Here is a 23,855-nt window from a genome sequence, read left to right as displayed (position 1 = left end):
AGGGCAAAATATGAGTACATTAGTAGTGTCCTATCGTGATTTAGAAGACGCGGCGAAAGATGCCAGAAAAGCAGCAGCATTGTTAGAAGAATATGAAGAAACAATTGAAGAAAAGATATGTAAAAAACTAAAAGAATACAGTGGAAGCTGGACAAGCAATATTGATGTGGCAGACCAGTTAATGAGAGATAAGTTAGTACAGTTAAGACAAAAACAAGAGGATTTTGAAACTCTGGCAGCAAATATTGAAACTTTTAAGAACAATTGTGTCACAGCCGATAATAATGTAAAGGCCGCAATTGAATCTCTGTCAGGAGATTTTAAAAATACATATGGAATCAAAGAAAATATAGTAACAAAGTGGTTCAACTATATAGGTACGGAAATCGGTAATGGGGGTGCATTAGGAAGATATCTGAAAGATATCGGGAATACTATAGAAGCAGCAGTCACAGATGGTATCGAGAATATAAAGGACTGGTATAAATATGAAGGTGGGAAATATATCATAGATGATATAGTGACAGTAGCCTTAGTCACACTGGAGGTAGTAGGAGCAGTGGTTGCCATAGCTTCCGGAGTAGGAGCCATTGTGGCCATAGCAACCGTTATAGCCGCAACTATGACAGTTGCAAATGGGCTGACCTCAATATATAATAATTCTAAAGCATATAATGCGATGCAGAACGAGAATCCGGCATGGGCAATGAGATATGCCGGAAGAGATACCCTTACGGAACAAATGAGGGAAACCAGTGACAGTAAATTTGTTCATAATTTTGCAACAGGACTTGATGTATTAGAAACATCTGCAGGGCTTATACTTTTTGCGAAAGATGGAATGGATGCACTAAAGAGTATTAAGAATTTCTCTGGAAAGTGCAGGATTTTAGGGAATGGAGGCACTGATCTTATTGATGATGCTGCCCAGTTGGGGGCAAAGTCGGCGGATGGAATACCAGGTAAAACGGTTGTTGATGATATAACAGAGATGGGATTGAAAGCTACTGACGATGTACTTGATACAACAAGAAGAACTCAAAAATCAATTATTGAGTCTGTAGAAAATAGTCCAGGTGGTTCAAAATCATTAACCAATCTTCAAAAAGGAAATTATGGAGAAATGAAGATGGATGATCTCTTTGAAAGTCAGGGATACCAAAGAATTAGTACAGATAGAGTCACCGATTTAAATATTCCTCCCCATCAAGGAATTGATGGCGTATATTATAAACCAGACAGGCATCCGCCATATGTAATAGGGGAAGCAAAGTATGGAAGTTCAAAATTAGGAAAGAGTTTAGATGGTAAACAAATGAGCGATACATGGATAAATGGCAGTAATAGACTTGAAAATGCTGTGGGAAAAGATATGGCTGACGAAATCTTGATGGAAGGATATGAAAAAGCAGTTGTACATATAGATACAAGTGGGAGTGTTACAAGTAAGAATCTAGATTGAGAGAATGGAGGAAAATAGCCTTATGAGAGATAAAATAAAAAATCAAACATATTTTAATGAATTTATTTCTGAAGATACAGACAGGATAAATAAATTTGTAAAGAAATTAGCAAACAATGAAATCAAGGAAGAAAGAGTATTATCTATAAAAATTAAAATTCATGACTTAAGATTAGGAATTTTAATAGCAAAATATTCTAGAGGGGATAATCTAGAAGAAATTGAAAAAGATTATTTAAAATTAATAGAAGATTGGGAAGAAGTATGGCAATCTGACTTTTATATGAAAAATCTTTGGATGATTTCATTAGGAGTTTTATTGAATTTAGGTATGAAACAATTTGAAAAAATAAAAGAACTGTTAGATAAATATAATGTAAATGATTGGCTGTACAATTTTTTGCTTAGATATAATGTGGACGGTATAGATGAAATACAAGGAGATTTATCATTTCCAGAGGTTTATGTCAAACTGAAAGAGATTATATGCAATCAAACAAACCGAAGTGAAATGCTAAAATTATATATAAGCAACGATTGGTATCATAGACACAATGAGTGTGGTTGGTATGATTCGCATAAAAGCAAGCAAAATCTGTATTATGGATATTGGAGTTTTGAGGCAGGTGCTATAGCTAAAATCCTGGATATTCCTGACAAACATCTAAAAGATGAACAATATTATCCTTATGATTTAGTACACTATACAAGCTAATGGTAACAGATTATTACTTATAGTATAATTATTTGCTATAGATTATACGCTTGGATTTTAGAAAAATAAATTAAATCTTTCAATATATATATGAGCTATGAAAAATTAGGTGAATAGTTATTCTGCCAATTTTATACCCTGATGGTTCTTTGCGCCCAACAAATTTAAAATTTCATATCAAATTGAAGTTGAATTACCTAGTTGTGAAACGAATAAATGAATAGGATAGATTTTGGCTTAATGGAAAATTAAAAAATGGAGAAGGAGAAATATACTTTTTCTCTACATTACTTGATAATCCTCAAGAAGATAAATATTCATATTTTATTCAGATGGATTTGGAGTGAAAAAATATATATGATGAATTAAATGGAAAAATTGTTAAATCTACAAATTAAAGGAAAAGATATGATATGGTTAAAAATTACAGCTAGTAGAGGTGAAAATCTACTAGCTATTTTTTATAGTAGGTACAAAATTATAATAGGTGATATAGATATAGTAGCATTAATTACTCTTGAAACGGTAGAGATGTATTTTTAGATTTATATGAAACAGAAATAAAAAGTATTATCCGCGATAATCCAAATATGTTATACTCAGATTATTGGAAGAATTTGAAATAAAGGAGCGTGAATGAAGCATGTTTTATAAATTGGTATTTGATATGGATAGAATAGATGAATCTATTAAGGAAGGAATAAATACAATATATGCTGAGACGAGTAATATAGATGAAATTGAATACAAAGGAATAAAGAAAGGTTTTTTTGACAATATTATTTTATCAGAATGGGATATAAACGACTGGCCAGATGTAGAATTTTATTATAGTTCAAAAGCTTCAGAGTTGGAAAGTGAATACCTTTTAAACGCAAAAAGCTGGCCAATTATACATAAAAAAGTTATGCAAAAATTTAACGAGGAAGGCATTAAAGGAGTAGAATACTATCCGATAAAATTAGTAGATGTAGTTAATAAAAACATTAACAATAGTTATGTTTTGATGTACGTTAAAAATTTCATTGACGGATATGATATGCAAAAAAGCCAATATAGATTTAATGAAAAATATAATTTCTATACATTCATACCACATGAAATTTATTTAGATGAAAAAAAATGTTCCAATTATGACATTTTTAGATGCACGAAAAATGTTGCTGCATTGTATGTTTCTGAAAAAATAAAAAGAATAATTGAGGAAAATGAATGGATAGGATTTGCTTTTTATAAGCAAAAAAGTAACCTCGTATAATTGAGAAATTAGTATTGCAAGAATTAGTAAATTAATGAATTGAGTGGAAGAGTTTATTCAATCTATAAATTAAAGAATAAGATATGATATGGTTAAAAGTGACAGCTGGTAGAGGTGAAAATCTACTAGCTGTTTTTAATAGTAAGGTACAAAATTATAATAGGTGATATAATGGTGGTAGAACAACGGGAATGTGGGTAGATGCCAAGATAAAAGCAGGAGGATTGAATTATATGAATATAAAAGGCGAAACAATTATTTATCCATTGCCAGATATAGAGCTATTAACTGAGAAAGAAAAAAAATGGAGATTAACTTTACCTGACAGCTATAAGGAATTTATTTCACACTATAATGGTGGAGTTCCTATTCAAAATTCATTTATTTATAATAGTAAAAGTTATGCAATAACTAGGTTTTTATGTGTTTTAAAAAATGTAAAAGAAGAAAAATTTGGGTGGTGTGATATTAGTGTAATAGAATCACAAATAGGTGAAAGACTTACTAGCAATGAAGATCTGGTCGGAATAGAAGTATTACCTATAGCAGAATTATTTACTGGAGATTATTTATGCTTAGATTTTAGAGTTAATAAATTAAATCCGTCAGTATGTATATGGGATCATGAAGAATCGGGGGAATTTGAACCAATAACATATTGGATAGCAGATTCATTTGATAATTTTATGAAAATATTAACAGAATAGATAAATATTAACGGCTATAAATGCTCCATATGGAACGGATTTGTTTTAGGTATATGAAAGGGAATTCATACAGGGATTTACGCTTTAATTGAAGAATGAGGCACAATAATTGATGAAATCTTAGGAAAATTTAATAGCTAAATCTATGTAACACAAAAAGTCATAATAAAATTTGCAGAATGATTTATAAAAAGAGATTAGTAAGTTATTCTGCAGTTTTTAATATCAAGATAAGAATATATATTTCATAAAAATAAAAAGAGGAAGTATAAATGGAAAGAACACACATGATAGAAGTTCAGATTAAAAGTAGTAGATAACTGCAAGACAATATGGTAAAATAATACAAATAAATACTTAAAAGGAGAAAAAGATGATAGATCGCTATTCTTTCACAACGAAAATATTAGTACAAGGCAAATTAAAGAAACAAGGGCTGGTAAAAGTATTTTGGATTTTATTTGTGTTTATCTTATTGTTAATTTTATTTAAACTCCTCATGGAAGATATAGAAGGAGTAATTAAATCATTAAGAGGTATTATAGTTCCATGCGTACTTATCAGTATTGCTTATAGGAATTTGAAACGTGAGAAATATGTACCTTATAATATGGATATTGAATTTTACGATAATTTTATGAAGATGATAATACCTTCAATTGATACAAAATCAGGACGAGGATTGCACTGTGAAGTGGTGGAAATTAATTACACAGACATAGAACAAATGGAATATAATATTCCTCTCTTCTGCCTTCATATTTATGGACCGATGCGAAAGATAGAATATGCTAAGCCAAATAACTTTGATGAAATTATTTCAGAAGTGAAGATAAGTACATATGACATATACATGGAAGCGAAAGACAGAGAGGTACTTTTAGATAAGATGAAAAAATATTCTGGTAAGGAGATTAATTAAATAATTTTTTATTCAAAGTTCCTAAACAGTTAGTAGACTAAAATCTACTAACTGTTTTTTGTCTTTTTCAAAAGTTTTTAAATTTTCCTATTGACATTAATATCTTAATTAGGTGCACACTAATATTGTAAAGTTATTATTCGTTCTTTTTAGATAAATGTACATTTATATGAGACATTGTTCAGAAGAACTTAATGTACATATGGGCTGATAATAACAAGGATATAACAAATCAGGTATATACCCATGGGGTTTATATACATAAATAATTTAAGGAGGATTATAAATATGGCAAGTATTAAAGTAACGCCCGAGGAACTGAAAACTCAAGGTGAATCCATTGTAAAAATGGGAGAAGAAATTGACACAAAAGTAACAACACTGGACACTACGATCAACACTGTAGTAAATGAATGGGATGGTCTGGCTCAGGATGCTTTTCTAGAAGCTTATAATGAGTTGAAGGAAACTTTAAAACAATTTCCACTAATCGTAAATGGAATTGGCACTCAAGTAGTGCAGGCAGCGGATACCTTTGGTCAAACAGACTCCGATTTGTCTGGTGCATTTAAACAATAAGAACTGTAATAGTACTTATTAAAATCATTTTAAAATTGGCAGAATGACTTCAAAAGTTATTCTGCCAGTTTTATCAAAATCTAATAGAAGGAGAAACAATATGTTAGATAAATATTCATTAACAACAAAAATATTAGTACAGGGCAGACTAAAGATGCGAGGACTTGTTAAAGTATTTTGGATTTTATTTTCATTTTGTTTATTGCTGATTTTATTTAAGCTTTTAATGGAGGATAAAGAAGGTGCTATTAAATCCTTAAGAGGATTAATTATTCCATGTTTACTTATTAGTATTGCTTACTTTAACACTAAGCGCACGAAGTACCGGCCATTTGATATGAACATAGAATTTTATAATAATTTTATGAAAGTGATATTACCTTCCATTGAAATGTATCGAGGGCAAGGGCTGCATAGTGAAGTCGTTGAAATTAACTACAATGAAATAGAAAAAATGGAGTACAGTATTCCACTGCTTTGTCTTCGTTTTTATGGGCGGATGAGAAAAATCATCTATAAAAAGCCTGATTCATATGATGAAATCGCTTCGATAGATATGGATATGAAGAACAATACATATTATGTGAACATAGAAGAAAAAGATAAAGAAGTACTTTTAGAAAAGCTCAAAAGATATTCTGGGAAGGAAATTAATTATTTAAATTAGTTGAATAATGATATAAAGGGGGCAAAATATGAGTACATTAGTAGTGGCCTATCATGACTTGGAAGATGCTGCAAAAGATGCAAGAAAAGCTGCAGCCCTGCTAGAAGAATATGGAGGAGCAATTGAAGAAGAGATATGTAAAAAACTAAAAGAATACAGCGGCAGCTGGACAAGCAATATTGACGTGGCAGACCAGCTAATGAGAGATAAGTTAGTACAGCTAAGGCAGAAACAAGTAGATTTTGAAACTTTGGCAGCGAATATTGAAATTTTTAAGAACAATTGTGTCACAGCCGATCATAATGTAAGGGCCGCAATTGAATCTCTGTCAGGAGATTTTAAAAATACATATGGAATCAAAGAAAATATAGTAACAAAGTGGTTCAACTATATAGGTACAGAAATCGGTAATGGAAGTGCATTAGGAAGATATCTGAAAGAAATCGGGAATACCATAGAAGTGGCAGTCACAGATGGTATCGAGAATATTAAAGATTGGTATAAATATGAAGGCGGGAAATATATCATAGATGATATAGTGACAGTAGCATTAGTCACATTGGAAGTAGTAGGAGCAGTGGTTGCCATAGCTTCCGGAGTAGGAGCCATTGTAGCCATATCAACCGTTATAGCTACAACTGTGACAGTTGCAAATGGACTGACCTCGATATATAATAATTCTAAAGCATATGATGCGATGCAGAACGAAAATCCGGCATGGGCAATGAGATATGCAGGAAGAGATACCTTTACCGAACAAATGAGAGAAACCAGTGACAGTAAATTTGTTCATAATCTTGCAACAGGACTTGATGTATTAGAAACATCTGCAGGACTTATACTTTTTGCGAAAGATGGAATGGATGTGTTAAAGAGTATTAAGAATTTCTCTGGAAAGTGCAGGATTTTGGGGAATGGAGGAACTGATCTTATTGATGATGCTGCCCAGATAACGGCAAAATCAGCAGATGATATTCCTGGTCATATCTCTATTAATAATATTAAAGAGAGTACACCAACAAGTTGGGCTGATTTAATGCCTCCAGAAGATGCCATAAAATATAATCAGTGGACGGACTTAAGAGAAGCAGGGTTAGATCAGCAAAAGATAAATGATATTATACTAACGAATAAAGGATATCGTTCAGATCCTGCAACATATTTAAGCCAAGAGTACATAGATTCTCATTTAGAATTATTTTCTGAGGGAGTTACAAAAATTAGTGTAGCAATACCAACTGGACAAGCAGGACCTCCTGGTGGAACATTTGTAATGCCAAAATCAGCAGCAGATGAAATTATTCAAGCAGCAAATGGTGATGTTTCAAAATTGGAACAATTACTGAGTCTAGAATCGGGAACTTTGGGGGACAGCCCAGTTAGATTAGATATAGCAGAACCACATGGGGTGAGGATGCCAAGTGGAAATGAGTTGGGAGCAAATGATCAATGGATTCCAGGCGGAAGTACTGGTGGGGGAATACCAGAAGCGACAATCAATTCACCATTACCAAAAGAATTTATATCCAAACTAATATTTGAATAAAAGTAAAGGAGAACAAAATGCAGCAAATATATTCTAATTTTGGAATTACTATCATAAAGCAAGGTGAAAAGTATTTTATGCAGTATGATAGTGGAGAAATGGTTTCAACAATGAAAAAAATAGAATTATCTGAACGAGAAGCGAAGGAATTACAAGAGCAGAAGGATGGAAATGCTGTCTATGAATATATGATTAAAAATTTAAATGATAGAATCTAATTTTTATTCATGTAAAATGTAATAAACTTGTAATAGTTCTCTTGACGATACCAAAAGTGCCATATTACAATGGCACGCACCCGGAGTATAACGCAGTATCGGAGGTAGTTCATAGGCTGAGAAAAGTCTTGGAGTTACCTTCGCTTTTTCCTGTCAGTGTTAAATTCATAAAAATCTTCAAATAAAACAGTAATGCCTTGTGCGTTACTGTTTTTTAATTATTTTTGAAAATAGTATTGACAATAATATACCAATTAAGTGCAAACTAAATCATGTAAGGAATTGGTGAAAAAAGTCTATTAAAGGTTGAATTGAATGAATAAAAATTAAGATAGGAGTATAAGATGCTAAATTTTTTGAAGAAAATAAATAGAATTGTCAGTGCTGTATTTATCATTATCATTTTTTTAATGTCAAATATTACATCGACCGCTGCAACTATCGATGATTTAAGAGAAATAATAGGAGATAAAAGAATAACAGATGAAAATCTGCAAAGTGAGCTAAAGACTATTATTTATCGTTACCGGCAAACGGGGTATAAGAAACAGCTCATTGATCTATTAGAAACTATGGGCGATTTTGGTTATGAAGATACATTGAATAAATTAATCGTTCAGAAAGATAATTCTTTAGAGGAATTAGAAAAGAGGTTTTCTTCTAATGATAAAGAGGAAGTAATTATTGAAAAACTAAATAGTAGCCTGACTGCACTCAAAGAACTTGGTGCATTAAAAGAACCGGACAGTTACATAATTGAAGGATTTAAAGAACAAGACGATGAGAAAGCTTATAAGTATGCCGCTTCCGTATTAAATTCAAAAGATGATACATTTGATATTGGAGATGTTGGAGAAGGACTGGTTTTTCCCACAAAAGACAGTTATAAACTGTATCGTGCTTTTGGAAAAAATGCAATTATAACATCAGATATTAAATATATGAATAATAGAGGGATAGATATTTATGTAGCAAGTAGTCCCCAGGAAGGGTTTAAAGCTGAAATTATAAGCCAGTTTAACGGAACAGTAAAATCTATAGAGAAGAAAGGCAAAAGTAAGTACCGCATTACTATAAAACATGGTTCTTCATTGATTACTATCTATGAATATCTATCTGAGGTCGTAGTGAATAAAGGAGATAAAGTGAAACAATATGAATTATTAGGATTTGCTTATGGGGAGACACTTCACTTTGAGACAATATTAAATACAGTTTCCATTAATCCATTGCTAATGTATGGTGATTTAGGGAAGCAGATCTATGATGAGTGGTATGGGGCGAATCCCGGTATGGGTATTGAGACAGTCGACTTTGCAAATATAAAAAAATATGTTGAAGATATTACAATAGAGGACAAAAAGAGCACTTCATATCCTTCCACTGTAAAAGAAGATGGAAAAACAGGAAAAACAAAAGTTAATTTAGAAGACGGCTACACAAAACCGGATGTTCCTATTGTGGATTATATTGAAGAAGACAGATCAGAATAGGGGTGATAACTTGAAAATAAAACATCTGGAGAAACATTGGATCAGGAAAGGATTATTAATAACAGCTATCTTTATCCTATTTTTTATTATTTATTATAATGTGGATTATTTTCTATCAAAAGATGAGCCAAAAGAGAGTGAGATCATGGAAGAAAGTGATTTTACCTATATAACGAAACAGGTCATAGACTATGAGAATGATAATGGAAAGGATAGAAACGTATGGGAAACAAAACATAGTATATTAGATTCCGTTTCATTTTTATATAAAAACAATAAATATGAGAGGGATGTAGCAGGTGGCGGGATTGAGCCAATTGTTGCTTTTTCGCCTGAAACATATCCTGAAACGTATAGTTTTAAGGAACAACTTACGGAAAGTAAAATATCTGGAATTATATATGAATTAGATTTGAAAGCCAGTGAAAGATATGTAGCAAGTTTATTAAACCATGGGTACTCCATGCGCAGAAAAATCTTAACATCTGTGTATGCAGAGGTTTACTTGCAGGATGCCGGCGGTGATGTCTTTCGGATCTTTTGCCTTAGTGATAAGATGCTGATGGCTCAGCTGGATGAAGATGCACCAATGCCAAGTGCAGAAAGTTATTTCAAATAAAGGGGGATATATATGTACGTAAAAAGAAAATACATAATCATTGCAGTCATTGTACTGTTAACGATAATAGGGATATTAGCTATGCAAAAAATGTATAAAAAGCAGTTAGCCGTAAAGGACAAAGAAATTTCAAACTTAGAAACAGAAATAGCACGAATGGGAGAAATGACAATCGTATATCGTACAGTAACAGATGTAAAAGCCGGAAATGAATGCAGTGAAATCGAATTAGAAGCGATTGAAGCGCCGGGACTTGGAATGAGTGAAAATGCAGTTACAGATGCAGAACATATCATTGGCCAATATTATAAAATTGATCTAAAAGCAGGAACACAGTTAACAAATGATATGTTTATTGATTATGAACTTGAAGATGATATGCGTTACATGGATGTGGTATTTGATGAGATCCCGATCGGACTTGAAGCAGGTGATTATATAGATGTACGTATCTCTTTTCCTTTGGGACAAGATTATATCGCACTATCCCATAAACGGGTGGCAGAGATTAATGGGGATACAGTGAAATTAATTGTTGGTCAGAGAGATTTTTATTGCTATGAATCTATGAAGACGGATATTGCAACATTTCCATCAACAAAAATATATGGGGCAGAATATGTTGAAGCAGGAACACAACAAGCGGCAACGACTTATTACCCAATTAATCTGGATGTTTTATTAACCATGTTAAAGGATCCCAATATTAATACCGGTAATTATAGCAAGGTAATGGCGTTGCGTGAACAATTGGAAGAACAATTATTAAATTCTGACAAAGTAGATATTTCTCAGAAAGTAACTTCTGGACGTCTTTCCATTAGTGAAAAATTTGATTCCGCCCAAAAAGAATATGAAAGATTACAAAGCGAAAAAGAAAAGCAGGCAGCACGAGAAGCACAAGCAGCACAGGCTGCCCAAGCAGAAAGTGATAATTCTACCACAAATGAGTAAAGGAAGTGAATTATAAATGGCGAATTTTTCTGTTATTGGAAAAGTGGACAAACGAATTTTAGTATTACCCTTAATGCGTGTTTGCTCTATAGACGGCCCCACTTTATTAGTAAGTGATGATGGTAATTTTAGAAATTTGTATCATAAAGATGGGGATGAAGGCAGCATATCCGGTGTAGACATTCAGATAAGTAATTCATTGGATAAAATGAATCTGGAAACAAACCAAGAAAATTACAAGCATATTCTATATGTATTTTCTGATCCAATTCCATTAGAGAAAAAAACAGAGTTAACAATTCTATGTAACTGTTATGACCGTTCTTTTGTAAAACCCAAAAGGAGATTTATAGAAGAAAGGGAAGATGAAATAGAGGTCATCTTTAGTTCTGCATATCTAAAAAATATTCAGAATCTACTAATATTAAAGCCGGAATATTATAAATATCTGGTTATGACGGAAGAAGTGAAAGAATTAATTATTACAAAGGATATGGCCATATGCAAATTACTCACAAGATTAGTCAGCGGATACTTTAATATGAGCAAGCCTCAATTTATGAAACTCCTGACCAGAAAAAAATATGAAACATCAATAAAGTAAGAAAGGAATAACAAGGAATGAATATAGCTGTTATGTCACCTCATACCCATAAAAGTGGTAATACAGTAATTGCATCACTAATCGCATATGAGCTTTCTACAAGGAACCGTACAGTATGTCTGACACATGGCTCCAATAAATCAAACTCATTATATCAATATTTTAATATGAATGAAAAAGACAATCAAACGTGTAATTCAACTCAATTATTAGACCTAATAAAAGAAGGCGGCATTCGAAAAAATGATATTGGTAATTATTGCAAAAGTATTACAGACAGATTTGAGTTATTTAGTTTAAATTCCAATGAAGTGTCCAGTGATAAATTCAATAGTTTAATTACATTTATTAATTCTAATTTTCCTCATGATTACATTATTTATGATATTGATGATAATGATCTGGAAAGTACAATTAATCAGGCAATATTAAAAGAATGTGACTGTATTATATATATATTAACTCAAAACAGTACAGAACTAAGTGAATTTAATGAGAATAAAAAGCAGATTTTATATTGGATGGAAGATATACCAAGTATTGTAGTAGTAAATAAATACTGTGATATTGTAAGTAATATAAAACAGGTTGCCGCAGGTATTGGAATAAAAAAAGTATCAAAATGGTATAAACTCTCTTATAATCCATGGATTACTTATGGTACAGCCAACGGTAAAATGAAGTTCCTTTATGAAAATATACAAAAGAGGGAATACCATGTGGTAGATATTGATAGTGATGTGAAAGCTTTGGTAAATGGAATACTAAGTATTAAACATGCAAAGCAAGTTGCCCGTTATCATACTGCTTCAAAAAATAAGGAGGAAATTGTGCTTGAATAATACAAATTTAATTATAATAAGTATCATTGCACTCTTCTTTATATGTGCTGCCTTATATTTTTATGCAAAAGGGAAAAAGCAGGTGGTAATCGAGGATGAATATACTACATTTGATGAGATTTTAAATGCAATAAAAAATCATATTGTTGACCTTTTGAAAGAAGATTATGAGGATGTTAACAGTGATGAAGAATATAAAAAGTATAAAATGCAAAAAGCAAAATTTAATGAAGCATTAAAGAACTCTACCTATGGAATTGATAGTGCAAAAATCATGGTAAAGGATATAATTCGGGGTTTTCTTATTGATAATGTGCCATTAGAGCGCGTTGAGCAGATCATTGGGATTGATAATGATAGTGAACCTTCATCAAACGTTATGTTCGAAATAATTATGTATCGCTATAAAAAAATATATGGAAGAGATGCTTTGACAAAATGGATCACTAAAAATAGTTTTCATTTACAAAGAAAAGCAGTTGGTATATGCAAAAAGGGAGATCCTGCATTTTACATAACAAAGGAAAATGAAGAACAAAGTTATTTCGATGAAAAGATTATATTATCTGATGATGAGAAATTTGACATTTTAACTATTTTATTATATCAGCAATTTAAAGGATTTGGAATTGCTGATACCATACTCGAAATGAATATTAACGGTGTTAATATTGGGTGTTCTGGTTCTGTAATGGAGGCAGTGAGCAATAATACAGTTGACAAGAATGGTGCAATAAGTGAAGCCACAAATGCATTATGGCTCTATTTTGGAGGAAACTACATTCATCTGCAATTTTTAGACTTTGGATCAGAAGATGAAATCCGGCGTATCATTCAACTCTTAATCCGATATAATTCCCCAGGACCTTTAACTGTCAAGAGAGGTTATATTGTTAATACAATGCATGATAAATCCCGTATCCTTGCAATACGTCCGCCAGCAGGTGAATACTGGGCAACATTCATCCGTAAATTTACACTGGATAATGTTACACCTGAATCATTAATAAATAAAAAAGGTGTATTCAACGGAAAAGTATGTATCAAATTAATCGAATTTTTAATGAGAGGTCTGGTTACCACAGCTGTTACCGGAAGGCAGGGCAGTGGTAAAACTACATTAATGAAGGCGATTATTGCATACTTTGATACAAGATATAACATAGGTGTACTGGAGATGGCACCGGAAATGTATTTAAGAGAATTATATCCTGACAGAAATATTTTTTCAGTACAAGAGACAGATACGGTCAGTGCTGAGGATCTCCAGGATGCCCTTAAAAAGGCAGATCGTGCGATTACAATTATTGGTGAGGTCGCAACGGATCCGGTTGCAGCCAGAATGATCCAGCTTGGTATGACAGGCTCCCTTTGTACTGTATTTTCCCATCATGCAAACCAGGCAAAAGATCTGGTATTAACACTTCGTAATTCACTTGTAAATGCAGGTGGTTTTGATAATATGACTACTGCAGAACGCCAGGTTACAGATGTAGTGAAAATGAATATTCACTTAGATTTTACGGCAGATGGAAAACGCTATATCAAACGTATTACGGAGATTATTCAATTAGAGGAGGGTATTCCGTATCCAGAATTTGATCCGAATAAAAAAGAAGAAAGTATTGCATTAATTCAGAAAGAATATTATGTAAGACAAACAGACCGTTTGTCTTTTACAACAAGGGATATTTTAACTTATGATACGGAAACGGATACTTATATGCCTGGAGAATGTATGAGTGATGCAATGATTGAAAAAATTTCTTCTACTCTTGGCCGTGAGGAACGTAAAGAATTTAAAAAATTTATTAATTATTATTGGAAAGGTATCAGGGAGCACGGATACTTAGGTGTAGATATTACGGATGATATCATCACAAAAGAGGAAGAAAAGAAAGTACATAGAAATTCAGATGAAGAAGATTTTAAACAGGCTGTAAAATTTCTTAGTGGGAATGACACTATTGGAGAACAATTTGGATTTGGTAAATTTTATGATGAGCCGGAACCGGAGGTGTAAACATGGATTTTTTGAAATATATAGAGATTACACCGACTACCATTCTTTTAATGGTGCTTCCTTTGTTAATGATGTGCATTGGGGTATTTACCTTATTATACAACAAAAAAGGGAATCACAAGAAAGATGCTTCTAAATTAGACCATTTTTTTTATCAATTGTATTTTGAGTTCCGAAAAACCCCCATACTTAAAAAATATGTACTTAAAATGAAAAGACAGCTTCAGATCATGTCTGTATTTACTAAGTTTGAGGTATATGTAAAGTCTGCAAAATATTTAGCATTAACTGCAACAATAACAACGGGAACGATTATTGCAGCATTGTTGCTTTTTGATGATATTGTCAGCGTGTTACTTTGTTCTGCCATTGCCTATATGATACCTACAACATTGATCGAAAAGAGGATTTCCAGAATTAATTATATCGTATATTTTCAATTAAAATATGCTGTTGAGTCATTGCGATTGGAATACATGCGATGCAATAATGTTGTGGAGGCTCTTGAAAATGTGGAATGCGGCAACCGCCTGGTACATATTTTTGATGAATTACATCGAGTCCTGGTATCAGCAAATGGTGAGCTGAGGTTAAAGGAATTTTATGAAATAACACCTTTTCGTCCAATACAGACCCTGGCTCAAATATGTTATCACATTAATAATACAGGAGATGAAGTGGACAAGTATGGTAATTCAGCATTTGTAGAATCACTGTTAGTTATGACATCTGATATTAATCAGGAACTGGAACGTCTTAATTATCAACGTACAAAATTTGGTAAGATCGAATACCTCTGTTTGATTCCAATCCCTTGCATTAAACTGGTTGAAATGTTTCTAATAAAAAATATGCCGGGAACTGTTTTGATCTATAAAGGACCGGTAGGATATGTAATCCATGTTGCAATTATATTGGTATCCTTAATTACTTATACAGTAGTGTCAAGGATTAATAACCCGGTTTCCCTAAAAACAGATGACAGGATTGAAGTATTTAAGCGGATGGTTAGATATAAACTGATATTTAAATTTATGAAAAATATCAGTCCTAAAAATAGAAAAAGATTTCGGTTAGAGAATAAATTAAGAAATGCTTTTTCTAAAAAAACAGTGGAAGAGTTGTATTTAGAAAAATTGACCTATGCATTATTAGGATTTGTTATTCTGATAACCACTTTTATCAGCAGCATTACCATTGGAAGAAATTTTATATTAAATAATGTCCAATCACTCAGTATGTTAGCCAGCGATGAGATGAATGCATATGAGGAAGAAGATATTTTAGCAATGGATAATGAATATATAGCCAACAGAGATACAGGCTACATATATGAGGAGGAAGATTTAAAAACCCTGATTATATCTACCATGCCAGAACTAACGGATCTTCAGATCTCAGATCAGATGAAAAGACTTGAGGATAAGTATCGATTTTTAAAAAGCTTGTATTTCCGGTGGTATTTCATACCTATATCATTTGTATTTTCTATGATTGGATGGGTATTGCCCGATCAGTCAATAAGAACGAGAATGAAGGAATTAAAAGAGGAAGAAGAGGAAGAATTCCTACAGATTCAGACGTTAATGATCATATTAATGAGTATGAACTGTGATACCATGGAAGCCATTGAATATCTAAGCCAGCTGACCAGAGTACATAAAGAAATGTTTCAGTATTGTTATCACAGTTATGCTGCAGATCCTGTAAAGGCTCTTGAAAATATGGAGGAGAAGACTCCGATCCCTGACTTCAAGAGATTCATTAATAAATTAAAACTTACCATTGATGAACTTTCTTTAGCAGATGCATTCAGCGATCTAAAGATGGATCGTGAACATATATGCAGGGAAAGAGATGTGGTACTTCGTGACATCATTGATCGAAAACGTAATAAGTGTGGTGGGTTGGTAAAAGTAGGATTTATTATGGTAATTATGTTATTGTTCATGTTCCCTCTTTTATATCTTGGATTTACAGAAATGATGAATGGAATAAAAACATTACAGGGTATTTAAAAATTTTGAAAAAATATATTGACATACATATATGAATTAAGTGCATGATTAATTTGTAAATAATTTCAACATTGAGGGTAATTAAAAAATTACAGTAAGAAAAGGAGATGTTATATATGGCCGGAATGGGCGAAGAAAGTATTGAGTTAAGTAAATTGGGGACAGGGCTATTTGCATTTGGATTTGTATTGGTAATCGGTCTTGGTATCTTTACCATAGGTAAAGCAATCACTAATGATGGTTCAGATAAGGTTCAAAAGCAGCTGGAGATTGTTCAGCAGTCGGAATATTCAGATTATGATCAACAGACAGTCCTTGGTACAAAGGTGAAATCTGCATATCAGAATTTTGAAGGAAAAGGCTGTGCGATTTTAATTGCAACAAGGGCGATGATTGATAATGGAGATATAGCGAATGGCTTACCAGTAGACGATAGTGATTGGGAAAATGTACAAATGATCATTAAGAATAATGCAGGTGGTCAAGCTCAAGTAGAAGGAAGCGATGGTACCTCTAAAAATTTATGGTGTATTAATTATAATGCAATTTTGGAAAAGAAGGAACTGGACCCTGAAAATGGTTATTATGTTACAAAAGGTAGTTTTTTTACTGCTGATTCAGGCAGTATTAAATTCTTCAATAAAGTTTCCAACATGAAAAAACAAGGAATGGCAGAATATATTCCTACAGGAGCCAGATATCAGTCAACCTTAATCAAAGATACTACCGGACAGGTTGTAGGAATCGTATTCGTACAGGTTTCATCTTACTAATAATATAGGAAAACCGGTGACAGGATAATTAGATAGGCAGGAAACAGGGTTCTTTGACTTCTATTTTATCCTGTAATATGTGAGGTATACCATGGATCAACGAAGTCCAATTGAAATGATTTATTTAGCAATAGAATATATATTGATCGGGGCATTTTTAGTTATGGTCACATATGCGCTTTCTATAAGGAACAGTTATGCAGAGACCAGGAATGCACAGATAACAAGTGAAAATAATATCAGGCAGTACCGTGAATTCTATGCTTATAATATGGGTGAATGCAGTGGCAGTACTTGTGTAAATCATATATATGGTGATGAAGTAATTGAACTGATAAGAAAATATTATGATGATCCTGATTTTGAGATCTATATAAATAAAACAGATGAACATGGATCATCTTTATTGGTAAATATTACATCAGTAGCTTCAAATCCGGATATATATTCATTATCGAATTTACAAAATCTTATTGATTCAAAAGCAGAATTTCATCCATATTTAGTATACAATGGTATATCTCCGTCTTCAATAACCTCCTTCCAGAATGGTTCCCTTGGGAATGTAACAGGTATTTCACTGGTTTGGATAACTGATAATAAGGATGTGATGTCGCCTTGAGAGATAATGAAGTAAATGATCTGATAACGACTGCTCTTGAGATCACTTTATTTGGAGCGCTGTGTATTATACTGACCTTTTTCTCTATATCAGCCAGGAATATGTTCGCTTATAAGGAAGAACAGGAAACATTGGCAGGGATATTACAAGACCAAAGTGATAAATATTTCTTAGAATACGGTGAGCATATTTATGGAACAGATGTTGTAGAATTCATTCTTAAATATAATGCAATTTATGATTATTATATAAAATTTAAAGATAGAGATACCATTGAAATAACGAAGGAGCAAGCAAGAATATATTCCTCCTTAGGGAAAGATGGGAATGAACTTTGGTCACAGGACTACCTAACAAATCACATTTTTGTAGATAAAATATATAAAGAATATGAAATTGAAATCATAGATAATGGTAATTATTTAGAATACTACATAACAGAAAAGTAATGAGGTGTATAAAATTGCAGCGGGAATCAATAGATTTAATGAAGTTAGGGGCTTCGATGGTATTTTTATCAGTTTTAATTACCTATGTAATTTTTTCATTTTTATTAGGAAAAGACATTGGAAATGAATCATTAAATAAGATAGACAATATTCAAATATCATCCCAGACAGGAGCATTGGATGAACTTAATAATATGGAAACAGTGATGTCTTCTGCCACTGCATTTTCTCTCTTTGAATATTATCGTGAAGATATTCGCCAAATTACTTGTTACGTATGTGATACCAATGGAGAAATACGTACTATAGATAAAGATTTATGTATTCATTCTCATTTAAAAGGGTATGTAAAGATTTCGGTGGAATATAACAATTCCTATGGATTGTATGATATTGTGATTAGACCGGCATAGGGAGGAGTGGAATGAACAGACAAGCATTAGAGCTGTTGGATATAGCATTGGTTACTATTATTATTGGACTTATTACGTCTACCAGTCTGGCTAATTTGTATAAAGATTATCGAAAAGTATTAGAGAATAATTATTCTTATATGGACGATAAGAACACAGGAAAGAATAAAGGATTTTTAATCAATGAATACGGTACTTATGATGGAACATTATCAAAGTTAGAAGTAGTACTGGTGTCTCAAATCCAGGATGAGAACATGCCAAATCCAAGGAAAATAATTATAAATGGACTAGATGTTGATATACCATTTACATATAAAGAATATGCATTTGAGTGTGGGCAGAATGTCTGGCTTATGGTAAGAAACCAGCCTGATAATGCTAGATATTCACTAAATTATAAATTCCAGACAAATGGAGATGGAACTCTAAAGGATGAATATTATACTATGAATAAAATAGATTAGGGAGAGTAGAATATGTCAGGTTTTCTATCACGGGTAATAAGTTTAGTGTTAGCATTTATCATGTTGGTCATAGCACCTTTACTATATAGTTATTCTATTTCAGAAATGGAGAATAGAAGATTATTACTCAATGAAGTAAATCAATTTTTAGATAAGGTGACAGATAAGGGAGAAATTACAGAGGATGACTTAACAGAATTCTACTTAGAAGTTTCTTCCTATGGTATGGTCATAAAACCAACTGTAAAGCGGCTGGTGAGAACAACTGTAATTACACCGGAAGGAAAGGCGAAAACTACGTATATTGCTGCTGACGATATCTATTCACTGAATCAAAGAGATGTAGTACAAGTTACATTGAAAGAGATATCAGCCTCCAATTATCGGAGAATACTATCTTCTTTTTTGAGAGTAAATGAGGGATTATACCATTTGGAAATGGCGGCAGTAGTACGTTAACTGAGAGAGGAGGAAAGGTGGTACAAGATACCACTCAACGAATATGGCAGGAAAACTTAAGTTTTGGAAAAAAGGGATAACTATACTTTTTCTATGTGGATTGATGCTGATTGCTTATACTATAAATGCAAAAGCATCCTCATGGGACATATCTTTGACACCATCCTATGTACCTGATATTGATAATATTTTATATCCATCTACGTCACAATACTATGTATATGATGGGTTGCAGGGTGTTGGCTCCTTTACCATAAAACAACCAACAATTATTAAAGCTTATTTTAACTGGGATGCAACTACATCGAATTCTATATCCGGACAAGCATGGTTTTCAAGAGATAGAGTAGGTGTAGATGTTATAGGTTCTATGAAAAGACTGTCAAAGCCAGGAGACTCCATTTTAATTTTTTTGGATCCGGGTACCTATTATGTAAATCATTTATTTAGTGTAAAAAACAATTCAGATTCTTCATTTTTACGGGTAGGGGTCGCTCTTCTGGCGGAAGATGCCAAAAGTGAAGAAAGTATTGTTGCATCCTCATATACTAATGCAAACCGGCTTACATTGAATGAATCCAGAAGAGGATTTCTAAGTACAATAGCCCCAATTGATTATTATCAATTTACGATTAATAGCAAATCTGAAGTTACAATTGGTTATAATTTTGAACAGACCAATGATGTAAATGTGGGCAGTGGAGTTTGTACCTTGTATGATAATTCAAATCAGAAGATAACTTCTAAAAATTTCAGTACAAATGGTTCTTCCTATAATAAAATTACCCAGATATTAGATAAGGGAACCTATTATATATCGTTGTCCGGTACTACCTGCGCTACAACCATCGAAGTGAATGGAGTATCTTATTCAATTTCAGTATCACATTATACAGGATGGACTAAGAAGAATATTTCGGTAACCGTTTCAACAGAATTTGAGCCATATCAAATACTGTATGTAAATCAAAAGGTGGGGAATGTAAAGATTACAGATGCAACGATCTGGAATACATACATAAATAAAAATTGTCGTGAAGCAAATAATAATAAATTTACTGTAACTAAGAATGGGTATTATACGATTCGTATCCGTGATAAGAACAATAATTATATACTAAAAAGTTTTTATGTGAAAAATATTGATAAACTGGCTCCCACTGTAACAGGAGTCGCTAATAAAAAGACTTATAAAACGGGAATGGTTGTAAGATTTTCAGATAAGCATAGTGGTATTAAGAGAGCCACTTTAAATGGCCGTAACTTTAAGAGTGGTAGTAAAGTAACAAAGAAGGGGACATATACCTTAAAGGTATATGATAAGGCTGGTAACGTTAAGACAGTAGTATTCTATATAAAATAAACACTTCGGGTGGTGATTAGCTTGAAAACCTGGTATGGAATATTTAATTGCATTGCTCTTGGCATGTTATTAATAATGATATCAATTTTTTATGTACAGATGAATACCATGCAGACGGAATATGATACGAACCGGCTCAATCAAGTGATTAGCTATGCAGGTGAGGCTGCATTTATGGAAACATTAAATGTGGGAGACATCAATCTTAATTATACAGATATGTCCAATGTTGTATTAAATCCTACTTACTGTCTGGACGTATTTGAAGAAATGGTATGCTTAAATTATGGAATGGCTACCAGTTTGGAGAATAAGCAATACATAGAGGAATGCATTCCATCTGCTCTGCTTGCAGCAAATGACGGATATTATATTACTTTATTATCTGAGGTAGACACAAGCGTTGATGAAGTAATTGGTGAAGAATATGGATTTAAGTGGAGTGTAAAACTTCCCTATACAGTTACTCATACAACAACAAATCCAGCAACTAATGTAATGACCAATGATGCCATTAGTGTCAGATTAAATTCTGAAAAATGGATTAAAGCGAGTAAGGCCACGCCGGGAAGCACACTTTCCCTCACATATGGGGATAGTTATTCAGATGAATCAGTAAAAGGCATTTTAACAAGAAAGATTGTACAACGTAATATTAATTCTACATTAACAAATGCACTTGCCCGTAATATAGATTTAGTGAGTTCAATACGAGGCGATGTAAATTACAATATATATTTACCGGCATCACAGACTTCATCAGGTATTAATGATATAACCGGACCAAGCCTGATCATACTATTACAGGGAGCTGATTTTTCTGCTCAGGCAAAAGTGGAAGAAGCAGTTATCTCTGGTCTGCGGGCAGTACGAAAGGTCCATGTTGTTGGTTTTACAGATATTGATGGCAAAAAGAGATATTGTTACGAAGGGCAGTTGCCAGAAGAACTAAGGGGGACTATAGAAAGCTTTTTTAATTCGGTGGAGGAAGCTGCCAGGTGTGGTTATTTGCCAAGTTATACGTACATTACAAATAAAATAGAATTATAATAAAAAGGGTGCAAATTTTTGCAGCCTTTTTTAAATTTTCTATTGACAAGGTTATTTGAATTAGGTGCATGATATATATGAATAGTTAAAAAGGGGGATTTTTTGTCTTGAATACTTATAGAATTAGTAAAAGAAAAGCTTTAATTGTTGCTTTTATCATTATTTGTACCGTAATTTTAGGTTCAATAATATGGAGCTTACTGCTTCAAGATGAAACGAGCGATACTTTCAATCCAGTTGATCAGAATGAATTAACAGAGAATGATGATAAAGAATTATTATCAAAAGAAGTAAAAGAAGATAATATAGTAACTGGTGACAAAGTATTGGAGAAGTATTTAGAAATTAAGAATCAAGAGTATGCATTTTTAGTTGCAACAAATGCATTTTTGGAACAGGACAAAGAAGAATTGGTTAATTGGGATGAGATTTTATATATAAAATATATCTTGTCCAAACAAGATCAAGGAGTTGTAGAAAATATTTATACAATAAACGGAAGGCTGGTTCCTTTAGCATTTATAAATTATAATCATGTTCTTGATGACACATGCTTATTTCAAGGATTCTCCCTGCCCTATTATGAAGCCAGATATGGATTTATAAAAGATAGTGAAAGTAGTATCTATGGTGATAATATTGAGGATATTTTCCCTCTGATACAGAGCAAGAAAGAAAATATATTTACCATATATGAAGAATCTTCATTTTTAGAAAAACTTATTTATAATAACGAAGGAACATTATTAGGATATGCTTATATAGAACAATAATATAAAAAGGAGATACCTTTATGAGTCCCAAATTTAAGAAACGATACTATACCATATCATTTTTCATCCTATTTTTTGCATGCTTTAGTATGTTTGGGGTTTACATGTTAATAAAAAGCAAGGATACGGATCACCTGGATTTGAAATTTACCGACAGGATAGCATTTTATATAAATGAAGATGAGAGTGTATCTATCGGAGAGTATCTTTTGTATGCTGCATCGATTACTCAAAGCACTCAGAAGGATTATGGAAAGGATGTGTGGAATGAGAATGTCACCTTAGATGATGGATCCAGAGTTACTTTTGAAGACTATATGAAGCGCCAAATTATAGAGCAGATAAGAATGACTAAATCACTGTGTTTAAAAGCAAACAGTTATGGAATATCCTTAACAAAAGAAGAGGAGAAAACAATATCTTCAGATGCCCAAAGATATCTAAATTCCATATCCAAATACAATGTAGGTGATGTGGGAATTGATTTGTCTACAGTTTTAAAAGTTTATCAGGAAAATGCGGTATCTGAAAAAGTATATACTCATATTCTGAAATCATATAAGAGAACGGGGAATATGGATGAGGAATCTTATGGCAAGATGAAACTGGAATATTTCCAAGATCAATATGAAAATATATCTAAAGAATTTTCAAAAAATTGGGATTATAGTACATATGTAAATCATGCATTATTATCAACTTTATCGCTAGAAGGTAATGCAAAAATTGATACAAAAGGTGATAATGAAGACGATTAAATATAAATAAAATAAAATGGAAAATATACAGAAAATAGAGTAAAAAGCATAATTTGACAAAATGTGACTTTTGTGTTAAATTGGTAAAAGGTTACTTTATT

At 32.4% G+C, this 23,855-nt stretch carries 26 protein-coding genes; all 26 read left to right on the top strand.

What is annotated here, in order from left to right:
- Positions 1-10: 10 nt before the first annotated feature.
- Complete coding sequence (locus EDD66_RS01855) at positions 11-1,462, top strand: hypothetical protein (RefSeq protein WP_123607843.1); 1,452 nt, start codon at positions 11-13, stop codon at positions 1,460-1,462.
- A 22-nt stretch (positions 1,463-1,484) separates the two neighbouring features.
- On the top strand, positions 1,485-2,177 hold the full coding sequence (locus tag EDD66_RS01850) for a PoNi-like cognate immunity protein (RefSeq protein ID WP_170164209.1): 693 nt from the start codon (positions 1,485-1,487) through the stop codon (positions 2,175-2,177).
- A gap of 643 nt (positions 2,178-2,820) precedes the next feature.
- Positions 2,821-3,435 carry an imm11 family protein gene (locus tag EDD66_RS01845; RefSeq protein WP_123607841.1) on the top strand — a complete coding sequence of 205 codons (615 nt, stop codon included), beginning with the start codon at positions 2,821-2,823 and terminating at the stop codon, positions 3,433-3,435.
- A 233-nt stretch (positions 3,436-3,668) separates the two neighbouring features.
- Entirely contained in the window at positions 3,669-4,142 is a 474-nt protein-coding gene (locus EDD66_RS01840) for an SMI1/KNR4 family protein (protein ID WP_123608054.1), read from the top strand.
- A gap of 373 nt (positions 4,143-4,515) precedes the next feature.
- A complete protein-coding gene (locus tag EDD66_RS01835) occupies positions 4,516-5,064 on the top strand; it encodes a hypothetical protein (protein WP_123607840.1) in 549 nt (182 codons plus the stop codon).
- Positions 5,065-5,352: 288 nt separating this feature from the next.
- Complete coding sequence (locus tag EDD66_RS01830; protein ID WP_170164208.1) at positions 5,353-5,643, top strand: WXG100 family type VII secretion target; 291 nt, start codon at positions 5,353-5,355, stop codon at positions 5,641-5,643.
- Positions 5,644-5,743: 100 nt separating this feature from the next.
- Positions 5,744-6,310, top strand: coding sequence for a hypothetical protein (locus EDD66_RS01825; RefSeq protein ID WP_123607838.1), 567 nt, complete (start codon positions 5,744-5,746; stop codon positions 6,308-6,310).
- A 28-nt stretch (positions 6,311-6,338) separates the two neighbouring features.
- The gene (locus EDD66_RS01820; RefSeq protein WP_123607837.1) at positions 6,339-7,856 is read left to right on the top strand and encodes a hypothetical protein; all 1,518 of its coding nucleotides are present in this window, start codon (positions 6,339-6,341) and stop codon (positions 7,854-7,856) included.
- 17 nt (positions 7,857-7,873) lie between these two features.
- Positions 7,874-8,074 (top strand): hypothetical protein, encoded by a 201-nt coding sequence (locus tag EDD66_RS01815; RefSeq protein ID WP_123607836.1) that lies wholly within the window; start codon positions 7,874-7,876, stop codon positions 8,072-8,074.
- 344 nt (positions 8,075-8,418) lie between these two features.
- A complete protein-coding gene (locus EDD66_RS01810; RefSeq protein ID WP_123607835.1) occupies positions 8,419-9,567 on the top strand; it encodes a M23 family metallopeptidase in 1,149 nt (382 codons plus the stop codon).
- Between the two features lie 10 nt (positions 9,568-9,577).
- Positions 9,578-10,186, top strand: a complete 609-nt coding sequence (locus tag EDD66_RS01805; protein ID WP_148053916.1) for a hypothetical protein — start codon at positions 9,578-9,580, stop codon at positions 10,184-10,186.
- Positions 10,187-10,198: 12 nt separating this feature from the next.
- Entirely contained in the window at positions 10,199-11,140 is a 942-nt protein-coding gene (locus EDD66_RS01800) for a CpaB family protein (RefSeq protein WP_123607833.1), read from the top strand.
- 16 nt (positions 11,141-11,156) lie between these two features.
- Positions 11,157-11,744: a hypothetical protein gene (locus EDD66_RS01795; protein WP_123607832.1), complete on the top strand. Its 588-nt coding sequence runs from the start codon at positions 11,157-11,159 to the stop codon at positions 11,742-11,744.
- A gap of 17 nt (positions 11,745-11,761) precedes the next feature.
- A complete protein-coding gene (locus EDD66_RS01790) occupies positions 11,762-12,586 on the top strand; it encodes a hypothetical protein (protein ID WP_123607831.1) in 825 nt (274 codons plus the stop codon).
- Positions 12,579-14,609 carry an ATPase, T2SS/T4P/T4SS family gene (locus EDD66_RS01785; protein ID WP_170164207.1) on the top strand — a complete coding sequence of 677 codons (2,031 nt, stop codon included), beginning with the start codon at positions 12,579-12,581 and terminating at the stop codon, positions 14,607-14,609. Before EDD66_RS01790 ends, EDD66_RS01785 begins: the two co-directional genes overlap by 8 nt.
- A 2-nt stretch (positions 14,610-14,611) precedes the next feature.
- Positions 14,612-16,627: a hypothetical protein gene (locus tag EDD66_RS01780; RefSeq protein ID WP_123607829.1), complete on the top strand. Its 2,016-nt coding sequence runs from the start codon at positions 14,612-14,614 to the stop codon at positions 16,625-16,627.
- A gap of 116 nt (positions 16,628-16,743) precedes the next feature.
- On the top strand, positions 16,744-17,400 hold the full coding sequence (locus tag EDD66_RS01775) for a hypothetical protein (protein ID WP_123607828.1): 657 nt from the start codon (positions 16,744-16,746) through the stop codon (positions 17,398-17,400).
- Positions 17,401-17,491: 91 nt separating this feature from the next.
- Entirely contained in the window at positions 17,492-18,022 is a 531-nt protein-coding gene (locus tag EDD66_RS01770; RefSeq protein WP_123607827.1) for a hypothetical protein, read from the top strand.
- Positions 18,019-18,471 (top strand): hypothetical protein, encoded by a 453-nt coding sequence (locus tag EDD66_RS01765; RefSeq protein WP_123607826.1) that lies wholly within the window; start codon positions 18,019-18,021, stop codon positions 18,469-18,471. Before EDD66_RS01770 ends, EDD66_RS01765 begins: the two co-directional genes overlap by 4 nt.
- Before the next feature lie 56 nt (positions 18,472-18,527).
- On the top strand, positions 18,528-18,884 hold the full coding sequence (locus tag EDD66_RS01760; RefSeq protein ID WP_148053915.1) for a hypothetical protein: 357 nt from the start codon (positions 18,528-18,530) through the stop codon (positions 18,882-18,884).
- Positions 18,885-18,895: 11 nt separating this feature from the next.
- Entirely contained in the window at positions 18,896-19,351 is a 456-nt protein-coding gene (locus EDD66_RS01755; protein ID WP_123607824.1) for a hypothetical protein, read from the top strand.
- Between the two features lie 12 nt (positions 19,352-19,363).
- Positions 19,364-19,810: a hypothetical protein gene (locus tag EDD66_RS01750; protein WP_123607823.1), complete on the top strand. Its 447-nt coding sequence runs from the start codon at positions 19,364-19,366 to the stop codon at positions 19,808-19,810.
- 43 nt (positions 19,811-19,853) lie between these two features.
- Positions 19,854-21,173 carry a hypothetical protein gene (locus EDD66_RS01745; RefSeq protein WP_123607822.1) on the top strand — a complete coding sequence of 440 codons (1,320 nt, stop codon included), beginning with the start codon at positions 19,854-19,856 and terminating at the stop codon, positions 21,171-21,173.
- A gap of 21 nt (positions 21,174-21,194) precedes the next feature.
- Positions 21,195-22,223: a hypothetical protein gene (locus tag EDD66_RS01740; protein ID WP_123607821.1), complete on the top strand. Its 1,029-nt coding sequence runs from the start codon at positions 21,195-21,197 to the stop codon at positions 22,221-22,223.
- A 107-nt stretch (positions 22,224-22,330) separates the two neighbouring features.
- On the top strand, positions 22,331-22,996 hold the full coding sequence (locus EDD66_RS01735) for a hypothetical protein (RefSeq protein ID WP_123607820.1): 666 nt from the start codon (positions 22,331-22,333) through the stop codon (positions 22,994-22,996).
- A 20-nt stretch (positions 22,997-23,016) separates the two neighbouring features.
- A complete protein-coding gene (locus tag EDD66_RS01730) occupies positions 23,017-23,754 on the top strand; it encodes a hypothetical protein (RefSeq protein WP_123607819.1) in 738 nt (245 codons plus the stop codon).
- The last annotated feature ends 101 nt before the right edge of the window (positions 23,755-23,855 follow it).

The sequence above is a fragment of the Mobilisporobacter senegalensis genome (genome assembly GCF_003752155.1).
GTDB lineage: Bacteria > Bacillota > Clostridia > Lachnospirales > Lachnospiraceae > Mobilisporobacter > Mobilisporobacter senegalensis.
This window is presented reverse-complemented; position numbering and strand designations above follow the sequence as displayed.